The 12,209-nt window shown below is 71.3% G+C and carries 9 protein-coding genes; 6 read left to right on the top strand and 3 right to left on the bottom strand.

All coding sequences use genetic code 11. From position 1 onward, the window contains the following. Positions 1 to 22 precede the first annotated feature (22 nt). A complete protein-coding gene (dapC, locus tag ACIBKY_RS23260; RefSeq protein WP_397099243.1) occupies positions 23 to 1,093 on the bottom strand; it encodes a succinyldiaminopimelate transaminase in 1,071 nt (356 codons plus the stop codon). A gap of 411 nt (positions 1,094 to 1,504) precedes the next feature. Next, positions 1,505 to 1,831 (bottom strand): ferredoxin, encoded by a 327-nt coding sequence (gene fdxA, locus ACIBKY_RS23255; RefSeq protein WP_379610599.1) that lies wholly within the window; start codon positions 1,829 to 1,831, stop codon positions 1,505 to 1,507. A gap of 353 nt (positions 1,832 to 2,184) precedes the next feature. On the opposite strand from fdxA, the gene ACIBKY_RS23250 reads away from it, so the two are divergent. From ACIBKY_RS23250 to cysS, 6 genes are all read left to right on the top strand, one after another. Continuing rightward, a complete protein-coding gene (locus ACIBKY_RS23250) occupies positions 2,185 to 3,243 on the top strand; it encodes an ABC transporter substrate-binding protein (RefSeq protein WP_397099241.1) in 1,059 nt (352 codons plus the stop codon). Between the two features lie 74 nt (positions 3,244 to 3,317). Beyond that, positions 3,318 to 4,121: a methyltransferase domain-containing protein gene (locus ACIBKY_RS23245; protein WP_184967870.1), complete on the top strand. Its 804-nt coding sequence runs from the start codon at positions 3,318 to 3,320 to the stop codon at positions 4,119 to 4,121. 112 nt (positions 4,122 to 4,233) lie between these two features. Next, on the top strand, positions 4,234 to 6,339 hold the full coding sequence (locus tag ACIBKY_RS23240; RefSeq protein WP_397099239.1) for a hypothetical protein: 2,106 nt from the start codon (positions 4,234 to 4,236) through the stop codon (positions 6,337 to 6,339). Positions 6,340 to 6,344: 5 nt separating this feature from the next. Further along, entirely contained in the window at positions 6,345 to 8,165 is a 1,821-nt protein-coding gene (locus tag ACIBKY_RS23235; RefSeq protein ID WP_397099237.1) for a UvrD-helicase domain-containing protein, read from the top strand. Positions 8,166 to 8,212: 47 nt separating this feature from the next. Beyond that, on the top strand, positions 8,213 to 10,057 hold the full coding sequence (locus ACIBKY_RS23230; RefSeq protein ID WP_397099236.1) for a sigma factor-like helix-turn-helix DNA-binding protein: 1,845 nt from the start codon (positions 8,213 to 8,215) through the stop codon (positions 10,055 to 10,057). A gap of 15 nt (positions 10,058 to 10,072) precedes the next feature. Further along, entirely contained in the window at positions 10,073 to 11,443 is a 1,371-nt protein-coding gene (gene cysS, locus ACIBKY_RS23225) for a cysteine--tRNA ligase (protein ID WP_397099234.1), read from the top strand. On the opposite strand, the gene ACIBKY_RS23220 is transcribed toward cysS, so the two are convergent. Continuing rightward, positions 11,438 to 12,190, bottom strand: coding sequence for an SDR family NAD(P)-dependent oxidoreductase (locus ACIBKY_RS23220; RefSeq protein WP_397099232.1), 753 nt, complete (start codon positions 12,188 to 12,190; stop codon positions 11,438 to 11,440). The genes cysS and ACIBKY_RS23220 overlap by 6 nt on opposite strands. Positions 12,191 to 12,209 lie beyond the last annotated feature (19 nt).

Here is a 12,209-nt window from a genome sequence, read left to right as displayed (position 1 = left end):
TGTCTACGTACGACGCGCGATCCTACTGGAGGCGGCGCACCGCCGCATCGATGCGTTCATCGGTTGCCGTTATGGCGATGCGAACGTGCCGTTCACCTGCGGATCCATAAAATTCACCCGGCGCGACCAAAATACCGTTTTCGGATAGCCGCCCAACCTGCTCCCACGCGGGCTCGCCGTTCGTGGCCCACAGGTACAGCCCGGCGGTCGAGTGGTCGACCCGCCAGCCCGCCTTCTCCAGCGCCGGACGGAGCACCGCCCGGCGGGCCGCGTACCGCTCGCGCTGGGCGTCGGCGTGATCGTCGTCGGCGAACGCGGCGGCCATCGCGGCCTGGACGGGCTGCGGCATCAGCATGCCCGCATGCTTGCGCATCTCCAGCAGCCGGCCGATCAGGGCCGGATCACCGGTGACGAAGCCCGCGCGGTAGCCGGCCAGGTTCGAGCGCTTGGAGAGCGAGTGAACGGCCAGCAGCCCCTCGTGCGAGCCCTCGCACACGTCCGGATGGAGGATGGAGACCGGCTTCTCCTCCCAGCCGAGCTCGATGTAGCACTCGTCGGAGGCGACCACGGCACCGCGCTCGCGCGCCCAGGCGACGACCTTGCGCAGGTGCTCGGCGGGCAGCACCTTGCCCGTGGGGTTGCCGGGCGAGTTGACCCAGACCAGGTCGACGGGCTCGGGCCCGAGCGCCAGCAGCCCGTCGGCGGCCGTGCCGTGGGCTCCGGCCAGCCGGGCTCCCACGTCGTAGGTCGGGTAGGCCAGCTCGGGGAAGACGACCCGCTGGGCGCCCAGGTACGTGGGCAGCCAGGCCACGAACTCCTTGGACCCGATCAGCGGCAGCACGTCCCGCTGGTCCACGCGCACGCCGTGGCGGCGGGCCAGCCAGCCGGAGGCGGCCTCGCGCAGCGCCGTGGTGCCGTGGGTGAGGGGATAGCCGGGGCTGTCGGCCGCCTCGATCAGCGCGGCCCGCACGAGCGGCGGCACCGAGTCCACCGGTGTGCCCACCGACAGGTCCACGATCCCGTCGGGATGAGCGGCGGCCCGCTCCTTGTACGGCACAAGCCGGTCCCAGGGGAAGTCAGGCAGGTTGTTCACAGAAACCCACACTAGTGGCCCCGGGTCACCGGGGTTTCCCCTTCAGAGAGCCCAGCCTCCCGATCACGAGCACACCGGGGTTCGACCGGGGAGCGGGTGCCGGGGTTCGGCCGGGGTTCGGGTGCCGGGCTTTGATCCGGGGGCCCGGCGAGGTGCGGGCTTTCAAACGGGTGCCGGGCTTTGGGTGGGGGGTGCGGCGGGGTGCCGGGTTCAGATCGGGGCACGGCGGGGTTGCCGGTCCAAGGGGTCGGCGAAAGGCCGTGACGGCGGGGACCACGTCCGACGTGAGAGGCGACCCCCACGATCGGCGCCCGCCAGGGTCGGCGGGTGGCGTGGGGGTGGCCTGCCGTAACGGATACAGCGCCTTAGAAACCGAGACGACCAGCGGTGGCCGGCCGTAACTGAGACGAGTTAGTGGTCCTCGGCCTGCGGAGGGAGGACGGCGATGACCGGGTGGTCCTTGTCGATCTTGCCGACCTTCGAGGCGCCGCCGGGCGAGCCCAGGTCCTCGAAGAAGTCCACGTTCGCCTTGTAGTACTCCTTCCACTGCTCGGGAAGGTCGTCCTCGTAGAAGATGGCTTCCACGGGGCACACAGGCTCGCACGCGCCGCAGTCCACGCACTCGTCAGGGTGGATATAAAGCATGCGCTCGCCCTCGTAGATGCAATCGACGGGGCACTCCTCGATGCACGCCTTGTCAAGGACGTCCACGCAAGGCTGCGCGATGACGTAGGTCACCTCGAGCTCCTTCTTCTCCGCACCATGGCGCGACTCCAACCGCGGTTTGCTAAGCCCTAGTATTGCCGTGCTAGCCAAGTGGCTGGAACGGAGGGTGCCAAACTCGTGGCCGCTCGCCTGACAATCATGGTCACATCTGCGGATATAGGGGTACGGATCACCACGCGTAGGCGGGTGCCCGGCGGGTTCCGTGATGCGGTCGGCATTCTCGAATCGTGGGACGACGGCGTCCTCATGGTTCGTAAACGGGACGGCACGATCGTGGAGATCGCCGAGGAATCCCTGGTCGCGGCCAAGGTGGTCCCGGCCGCGCCTCCTCGACCTGGGCGGATGTAGCGGCAAGTATTCGTTGTGTGACAGTACGTACCTGCGCCGCCGTAGCCGCCATCCTCGTCAGCGCCGGGTGCGGCGCGTCTCCGACGACCGAGCAAAAGCCGCTGCCTCCGGTGAACGCGAAAGCCGTCTCGCTGAAAGACGGCTTCACGACCATGGACCGCCTGGCCGAGACCGCCAAGCAGGAGGGCGCGCTCACCGTGGTCGCCCTCTCCCGCGACTGGGTGAACTACGGCGAGATCATCGATACTTTCTCCGAGAAGTACGGCATCAAGGTCAACGAGCTCGAACCGCGCGCCAGCAGCGCCCGCGAGCTCCAGTCCGCCGCCCAGCTGAAGCCCGACGTGTTCGACCTGACCCTCGACGTGGCGGTGGCCAACGCGGCCAGGTTCGCGCCGTACAAGGTCCAGGGCTGGCAGGACCTGCCCGACCACGTCAAGGACGCCAAGGGCGCCTGGTACGCGGCCTACGGCGGCTACATGTCCATCGGATACGACCCGCGTGAGGTGGCCGCGCCCGCCTCCTTCGCCGATCTGGCCAAGCCCGGCTACAAGGTGGCGCTGGCCGGGGACCCGCTGAAGGCCGCGTCCGCGTTCAACGGCGTGATCGCCGCCTCGATGCTGGCCGGCACGCCGCAGCCTGCCCGCGGCGTGGACCTGTTCGCCAAGCTCAAGCAGGGCGGCAGGCTCACCGACCCGGCTCAGGCGAACGTGGTCGTCGACTGGGACCACCTCAACGCCGCCCGCGCCGCCGAGGACCCCGAGGCGTGGAAGGTCACGATCCCGCGCGACGCCCCGCTCGGCGGCTACTACGTGCAGGCGATCAACAAGGACGCGCCGCATCCGGCCGCCGCCCGGCTGTGGCAGGAGTTCCTCTTCTCCGACGAGGGCCAGAACCTCCTCCAGAAGGGGTACGCCCGTCCGGCCCGCGGCGAGGCGATGCTCATGCGCGGCACGCTCGACACCGAGCAGGCGGCGAAACTTCCCGTCGCACCCGGTCCGCCGCTCCTTCTCACGATTCCGCAGGCAGATGCCGCAAAGTCGTACCTCAAGCGGGAATGGGCGCACAGTATGCGATGAGACCCCTGTGACGGGATATGTCGTGAGAGACGTTCAGCATCTACAGTGAGCGACAGCACGGCCGCGGGGGCCCGATGTCTGATGATTGTGAGCTGATCGTCTTGCGCTACGACGCACCGAGCTTGGAGCGGTGGACCAGTCGCACTCTGGACAGCAGCTTCGGATACGTATCCGCCAGGGGCGCGCCCCTGGTCGACCTGCTGGATCCGCGGCCCGGCGAGCGCGTGCTCGACCTGGGCTGCGGCACCGGCGTGCTGACCGCCGAGATCGCCTTACGGGGAGCCCACGTGCTGGGCATCGACGGCTCCCCCGCGATGATCGAGAAGGCGCTCGCGCAGTACCCCGGGATCGACTTCATCGTCGGCGACGGCCACGACTTCAACGTCGCCCAGGCCTACGACGCCGTCTTCTCCAACGCCGCGCTCCACTGGATGAGCCGCGACCCGGGCGCGGTGATCTCCAGCGTCCGCGAGGCGCTCGCGCCCGGCGGGCGCTTCGTCGCCGAGATGGGCGGCGCGGGCAACTGCGCGGAACTCACCGCCGCCATGCACACCGCCTGGCGCGAGTACGGCCTGCCGGAACCGGACCTGCCGTGGTACTTCCCCACGCCCGCCGCCTACGCCTCCCGGCTGGAGCAGGAGGGCTTCGTGGTCCGCCTGCTGGAGCACTTCGACCGTCCCACCCCGCTCGACGAGTGCCCGGGGGGCGCCGCGGACTGGGTGCGGATGTTCGCCGGATCGGTGCTGGACGGGGTGCCGCCGGAGATCGTCGACCCGCTGCTCCGGCGGGTCAACGAACTGGCCGCTCCCGCCCTTCGCAGGGAAACGGGCTGGATGGCCGACTACGTGCGTCTACGCTTCGCTGCCGTGAAGCGCTGATGCGTAGTCCATGATGCGTAGGGGCGTTTTGCCGGACTATGGTCTGTTCCGTGGGCTGCGAACGTATGGCTGGATCGCTACGGCGGCGTGAGGGACGGGTGAACGTAACAGGATGAATTTCTGCCTGAGCGACCTCGTACCACCGTTGAGGTGGAGCGACGCGTCGGCGATCACACTTCTTCACGGGCAGCCGGACCTGCCGGAGGCATGGTGGCGCAGTCTGCCGATGCCGCACGTGCTGGCCGCGATCGGCCCCGAATCCCTGGGCGAACTGCTGACGGAGATTGCACTGGAGCACTGGCCGGCCGCGGCCATCGGCGACGTGCTGCCCGCCCTCCACGTGCTCGACCCGGACGACGCCGACGAGCCGCAGGTGGCGATCGCGCTCGACCGGGCAGGGTCGTGGACGGGACTGCTCGCGCTGACCAGCCGTGAGCTGATGGACCAGCCGTTCATTCAGGCGCGTCCGGTGCTCAACATGCTGTTCTCCGCCGTTCTGGTACGGCTCGCGCCCTCCCCCAGACCGGCCCCGGAACCCCGCCGCGCCGCCCGGCCGGCGACCGAGCCAGTGGCAGAACCCGCCGCCGAGCCCGTCGCCGTCGTGGTGGCGGTCGCAGAGCCAGTGCCCGAGGAGCCGCAGGAGGCCGCGGAACACCGGGAAGAGGCCGCTGGAGACGAGCCGGTGGCCGTCGCCCAGGCCGAAGAGCCCGAGGCTGAGGAGCCTGAAGAGACCGAGGGTGTGGAGCCCGAGTCCGAGGGCGTGGAGCCTGACTCCGAGGGCGTGGAGCCCGAGGAAGAGGCCGAGGCTGGGGAATCCGAGGCGGCCGACGCTGAGGAGCCGGTGGCGGCGGTTGAGCAGGAGGCGGCCGAGGAGCCCGCTGAAGCCGACGCAGAGACGGACGAGCCCGCACAGGCCGACGCAGGGGCGGAGGAGCCCGCACAGGCCGACGCAGAGGCGGACGAGCCCGCACAGGCCGACGACGCCGCGGAGCCCGCGGAAGCCGAGGAGCCCGACGCGGACGAGCACGACGCCGATGCCGAGCGCGAAGCCGACGCGGCGCACGAAGCCGAGGGTGCGCCTGAGGCGGAGGGCGCTGATGGTGGGCCGGTGAAGGAGGGCTCCGGGCCCAGGCTGCCGGCGTTGATCGAGTCCGCCTTCGCCGACCTGGACGACAAGAGCTGGGCCGTCGCGCAGAACCGGATCTTCACCGACCAGCCGTCGGCCGTGGAGCAGCTGGCCAAGTTGTTCGCCGTCTCACCGGCCGAGATCAACGCCACGGAGATCGCCCTGCGCTCCCGGCTGGAGCGGTGGCTGGCCAGCGACGAGGCGGCGCCGTACCGGGCGCATCTGGACGAGCTGCGCGGCACGATCGGCGAGGCCGCACCCCGTGACCAGCTGATCGGCGCCGCCGACTGGCACGCCAGGGAGATCCGCGCGCTGGAGGTTCCCGCGTGGCAGTTCGTGAAGGCGACGCTGGCGGGCGCCGCGACCGCTCAGGCCGTCCAAGCCGCACCCGCACCGGGCTCCGGACCGGCTTCGGCGGGCGTCGCGGAAGAAGCGCCACCTGCGCCACCCGCCCCACCCGCGCCGCCGCCGTTCGAGCCGGCCGTGCCTGGTGCGGCTGAGGAGCAGGTCAGGTTCGGGGCGTTCACGCCGCACGAATCCGGTGAGCAGAACGGCGAGCACGCCGCCAAGCCGTACCAGCCGCTCAAGGACGTCTCCCAGACCAGGCGCTGCTTCCGCCAGCCGGACGGCCGCTGGTACCTGCGGGTGGACGTCACGGCCGAGCATCTCGGCGGGTCGGAGTGCCTGTTGCCGACCGGGTTCGCCGCCTATCTGGGGCTGTCGCCGGGCGAGAGCCGCATGGTCAGGAGCGCCGCGGGTGAGCTGACCATGAGCTGGCACGGGCGTCCGGTGCTGGAGTCGGTTTCCCGCCTGCTGGTGGATGTCGGGGCGAAGGAGGGCGGGCACGTGTTCCTGACGCTGTCGGACGAGGGCGTGCTGCGCGCCAGGCACCTGCCGGTGGCCGCGCCCAGCGCCGACAAGATCACCAGGGCGCTCCGGCTGGTCTGCTACACCGCGCCGGACGCGGGGCTGGAGGTGGCCGCGCGGGTGATCGCGACCAGGATCGGGATGACCGGCCCGGTGGCCCTTCCCGACGTGCTCGCCAGGCTCCGCGAACGCGGTGACCGCGACCTGCTCGATCTCTTGGACTGAGCCCCGTGCCGCGGCTCGCGATCGGCCCCGACTTCCCTCGGGGGCTCAGCGCACTGGCACCGCCGGTGCGTGAGAGCGCCGTGAGCGCGCTGCGCCGCTTCCTGCTGACCGAGAACGGCGCGCCCCACCCCGAGAGGGTCAGGGGCGCCAGGGACGCGCGGGTGGCCACTCTGCGCCTGGCCGAGGGGCAGCGCGGCGTCGTGGTGCGCCAGCGCGAGGTGTACTGGCTGCGCGCCCTGCTGCCCGACCCGGACGCCTGGTCGTTCGCCCAGCGCCACCGCTACGGCGTGAACCCGGTGATCGGCGTCCTGGAGGAGTGGGACGCGGCGGCCCTGGAAAGGGTCGAGCCGGCGCTGCGCCGCTCGGCGGGGGCGTCGAGGCTGTTCGACCCGATCTGCGACGGCGATCTGCTGGCGCTGGGGCTGGATCCGCGGGTGCTGCCGCTGGTGAGGCTCATCACGACCGAGGCGGACGTGGCGGCGCTCGAACCGCTGCTGCCGCCCACGCAGCACCTGCCGCTGGCCGTACTGGGCCGGGGCGGCTCGATGTCGGAAGCGTGGCGCGAGCTGGACGGCTGCCGCGCCGTCGACGGCGAGACCGGCCGGGTCGACCAGGACGACCTGCACGCGGCCCTGGAACGCAGCCCGGACCGCGCGGTGTTCGCGGCCGACGCCGAGGAGCTCGACCACGTGCTCGCGGCGCCCCACTGGTGCACGTTCCTGCATCCGCCGCAGCACCGGCTGGCCAGGACCGGCCGCCACGACCACCCTGTGCTGGTCATCGGCGGCGCCGGAACCGGCAAGACGCTCCTGGCGCTGCACCGCGCCGCCCATCTGGCCAGGCACGGGGGCGGGCGGGTGCTGCTGGTGACGTTCTCGCAGGGGTTGTGCGAGGACCTGTCGGGGCGGCTGGACGTGCTGGTCAAGGACGAGGTGATCCGCAAGCGGATCGAGGTGGACAATCCGGAGCGGCTGGCGGTGCGGATCGTGGCCGACGCCGAGGGCCGCCGGCCCGTGCTGGCGGGGGCGGGGGCCAGGTCGCTGGCCGAGCTCACGGAGCAGGCGCTGTTGCTGCTCGGGCGGGCCACGGGAGATCTGCTCGACGACGTGGATCCGGGACGCAAGCCGTACCGTCACATGATTGTGGACGAAGCGCAGGACGTCAGCCCGGTGCAGTGGCGGCTGCTGCGCGCGGTGGTGCCGCGCGCGCACGACGATCTCTTCATCGTCGGCGACCCGCACCAGCGGATCACCGACACGCGGGTCACGCTGAGCTCGGTCGGGATTCCCGCCGTGCAGCACTCGCTACGGGTCTCCTACCGGCTGCCGCACGAACTGCTCTCCTTCGGGGTACGGCTGCGCGGCGGCGGCCCGACGGACGGACTGGTCAAGGGCCTGGCCGGCATGTACGGGCTGCGCGGCACCGGGCACGGCGAGCGCCCGATGGTCCGGGCCTACGACACGCCCGAGGCGGAACTGGCAGGGCTGGCCGCCACGGTGCGCTCGTGGCTGGACGAGGGCGTCTCGGCCCGTGCGATCGCGGTGGCGGCGCGGACGATGAAGCTCGTGCGGGCGGCCAAGAAGGCCCTGGGCGGGCTGGACGTCCCGGTCGCGATGTTCCACCATCTCAAAGGCTTGGAGTTCGAACGTGTGGCGCTGATCGGGGTGACGGAGGGTGTCGTACCGGAAACTCCGCCGCAGGACCCGGCAGAGCGCGCGCGGGCCCTGCAACGCGAGCGAAGCGTGCTCTACGTGGCCTGCACCCGGGCCAGATCAATGCTCTATATATCCCATTCGGGGAGAGGAAGCCCATTTCTCTCCCTCTGATCACATAGTCTGAACTGCGGATACTTCCCTTTGCCGGTTGGACCCCAATGAATCTCAGCCTGAGCGACCTCGCGCCACCCCTGCGCTGGACCTCTCCCAGCCAGATCGCGCCGATCGCGGAAGAGCCACAGCTGCCCGAGGCATGGTGGCACGCGATCCCGATCGACCGTGCCTGCGCGCTGGCGGGCACGCAGACAGTCGCGGGCAACCTCGCCGACCTCGCCGTGGCCTTCTGGGGGCACCTCCCCCTCGGCGACATCCTGCCCCTCCTGCGTTTTTCCGACCCCGTGGAGGCCGAGCGCACGCCGGAGTCCCTGGGCCGTGACGCGGTGCTGAAGATGTTCGTGCGCGTCTTCGAGCGGCTGCTTGAGCCGGTCGCCGAGCGCGCGCCCGAGGTGCGGGCCGACCGGCCGGTGCCCGAGCTCATCGACGCCCTATTCGCCGCGCTCGACGACCGGCAGCGGGCCATCGCCCGCGACCGGCTGTACGCGGCGCAGCGCGCCACGCTCGACGAGCTGGCCCAGCGTTTCTCCGTGACCCGCGAGCGGATCCGGCAGATCGAACGCGACCTGCGCGACCACGTGGAGGCCTGGCTGGGCAGCCAGGAGGCGGCGCCGCTGGTCGCGCACGTGACGTGGCTGCGGGGGCGGCTCGGCTCCGCCGTACCGGCCGACGATCTGACGGCGGCGGTGCCGTGGCACCGCGGCGAGCTCACGACCTTGAACATCCCGGCCTGGCGCTTCGTCCGGACACTGCTGACCGGCTATGAGCAGTCCGACGACTGGCTGGTGGCGGGCGGCGGCGACGAGTTGCGGGAGAAGACCAGGCAGTTGTTCGCCGACGGCCCGAGGCCCATGGGCGAGGCGGTCTCCATGGTCACCCAGCTCGGCGTCCGCGAGGACGTGGCGGAGCGGTGGATCCTGGCCGTGCCCCAGCTGCGGGTACTCGACGGGCACGTGGTGCCGTGGCCGCGCAGCATCAACGAGAAGGCCGAGGCGGTCCTGTTGGTCGCCGGTCGGCCGTTGTCGCCGGAGGAGATCCAGGAGCGCATCGGCGAGGACTACAGCCTCGTCGGCATCCGCAACCAGCTCACCGCCGACGAGCGCTTCCTGCGCGTGGACAGGAACAAGTACGGGCTGACGCGCTGGGGCGGCGACGAGTACCTGGGCATCAGGGAGATGATCGCCAGGGAGATCGAGCGGGCCGGCGGCGAGGCCTCGGTGAGCACGATCGTCACGAACCTCACCGCCAAGTACGACGTGAGCGAGAGCTCGGTGCGCGCCTACTCGGGCGGGCCGGGTTTCGAGCGCACCCAGCGCGGGTGGATCAGGGTCGCGGGTACGGCGCCGCCCGGCGAGGTGGCGGAGCCGTACCAGCCGCGCAAGGACGTCTCGGAGACGCGGCGCAGCTTCCGCAGCCGGGACGGGCGCTGGTGGCACCGGGTGGACGTGAACGCCGAGCACCTGCGCGGCTCCGGTTCGCCGCTGCCGACGGGCTTCGCGGCCTATCTGGGCATGGCGCCGGGCGGCCAGCTGACCGCGGCGACGCCCTCGGGCGACGTGGTGATCAGCTGGCACAACCAGCCGACGATGGGCTCGATCCGCAACGTGCTGGCCGACTTCAAGGCCGGCGAGGGCGACCACGTGTTCCTGACCGTCTCCGACGGCGGCGAGCTGCTCACCCGGTTCCTGCCCGCCGCCAACGTGGCGCTGACGCCGCTCGGCCGCGCGCTGCACCTGATCGGCTACACCGCGCCGGTGAACTCGGAGCTGGAGGGCCTGCAGCTGATCGGGGCGCGGATCGGGCTGCCGGACACCTCGACACGGGACGAGGTGATCGGCCGGCTGCGCGAGCGGGGGGACCGCGACATCCTGGGTTTCCTGGGAGTGTGAGCCTAAGCTCGGGGCATGTTGCGGATCTATGACACCAGGACCAGGAAGGTAGAACCCGTCACCCCGACGGCCGGCGTCGTCCGGATGTATTCCTGCGGGCCCACCGTGTACCGGTTCGCGCATGTCGGCAACCTGCGCACGTACCTGCTGTCGGATCTGATCCGCCGGGTGCTGGCGGCCCGCCGCGTACGCGTGCGCGCCTGCCAGAACATCACCGACGTGGGCCACCTCGTGGACGACGCGGAGATCGGCGAGGACAAGGTCCTCACGCAGGCGCGCGCCGAGGGGAGGTCCACGCTGGACGTCGCGCGCTTCTACGAGGACGCCTACCACCGCGACCGCGCCGCGCTCAACATCCGGCCGGCCGACATCTCCCCCCGCGCCACCGAGAACATCGACCTCATGATCGAGCTGATCGTGAAGCTGATGGAGAAGGGCCACGCCTACGCGGTGCCGGACGGGTCGGTGTTCTTCGCCGCCGAGACCTTCCCCACGTACGGCGAGATCTCCGGCAACCGGCTGGACGCGCTCAAGCCCGGCCACCGCGTCGAGGGCGTCGACCCGCGCAAGCGCTTCCACGCCGACTGGGCGCTGTGGAAGCACGCGGACCGCGAGCTGACCTGGGAGACCCCGTGGGGCGGCGTCGGCTTCCCCGGCTGGCACATCGAGTGCTCGGCCATGTCACTGCGCTATCTCGGCGACCACATCGACATCCACACCGGCGGCATCGACCTGCGCTTCCCCCACCACGAGGACGAGCGCGCCCAGTCGGACTCCGCCGCCGGGCGCGAGGTCGTCCGGCGCTGGGTCCACGGCGAGCACCTGCTGTTCGACGGCCGCAAGATGGCCAAGTCCACGGGCAACGTGGTGCTGCTCCAGGACGTGGCCGACCAGGGTCTCGATCCGCTGGCGCTGCGGCTGGCGTTCATGGAGCACCGCTACCGTCAGCAGCTCAACCTGAGCTGGGACACCCTGCGCGCCGCCGACCGCACCCTGAGACGGTGGCGGGCGCGGGTGGCCGAGTGGGCCGAGTACCCCAGCGCCCCCATCGCCGCCGCCTACTCGGAACGCGCCCAGGAGGCCTTCGAGGACGACCTCGACACCCCCACCGCGCTGCGCGTTCTGCGCGAGCTGGAGCGGGACGACGGGGTCGCGCCCGGCGCCAGGTTCGAGACGTTCCTTCACCTGGACAACGTGCTCGCCCTGGACCTGTCCAGCGAGATCGGCAGGGCGCCCGTCCTTCCGCCCGGCGCCGCCGAACTGCTCGGCCGGCGGGCCCGCGCCCGTGAGGCGCGCGACTGGGACGCCGCCGACCGGCTCAGGGACGAACTCGCGGAGAAGGGCGTGAAGGTCGCCGACACCCCGGACGGCCAGACGTGGTCATGACCCGTCGGGTACGACGCTGAGCCCCTGGCCGATGCCGCCGTCCACAGGCAGCTTGACGCCCGTGGTGTAGGTGGCCTCCAGGGCCAGGAAGACCGCCGCCTCCGCCACTTCCTGCGAGGTGCCGTGGCGGCGCATCGGGGTCGCCAGGTCGCCCGCCGCCTTGAACGCCGCCCGCTCCTCCGGTGTGAACCCCACCACGCCCGCCGTGGGCGTGTCGATGAAGCCGGGCTGCACCGCGTTCACCCTGACGCCCCTGGGCAGCAGCTCGGCCGCGAGCACCTGGGCCAGCGACCACACCGCGGCCTTGGACGCGGCGTACACCGACATCCCGGCCGCGCCGCCGCTGTCGGCGACGGAGGTGGTGAAGACGATCGAGCCGCCCCTGCGGATCAGCGGGATCAGTTGCTGCGTGCTGAACAGGACACCCTTGGTGTTGACGGCGAACTGCCGGTCGTAGGACTCCTCGGTGACCGACTCGATCGGCCCGCCCTCGGCGATCCCGGCGTTGACGAACACGTGGTCCACCTCACCGAGCGACTCCCTCACCGCCGGGCCGAGCGCGCGCACGTCGGCCATGTCGGCCAGATCGGAGCGCAGCGCGTGCGCGACCAGCGGCGCCGCGCTCTCCAGGTTGCGTTCGTTCCGCCCCGTGACCAGGACCTCGGCGCCCCTCTTGGTCATCGCCTCGGCGATCGCCAGGCCGATGCCGTGGGTTCCGCCGATCACCACTGCCTTCATGTTTGTCATGCCGCCCACTGTGCGGAAG

This window comes from Nonomuraea sp. NPDC050394, from assembly GCF_044459065.1.
Taxonomy (GTDB): Bacteria; Actinomycetota; Actinomycetes; order Streptosporangiales; family Streptosporangiaceae; genus Nonomuraea.
This window is presented reverse-complemented; position numbering and strand designations above follow the sequence as displayed.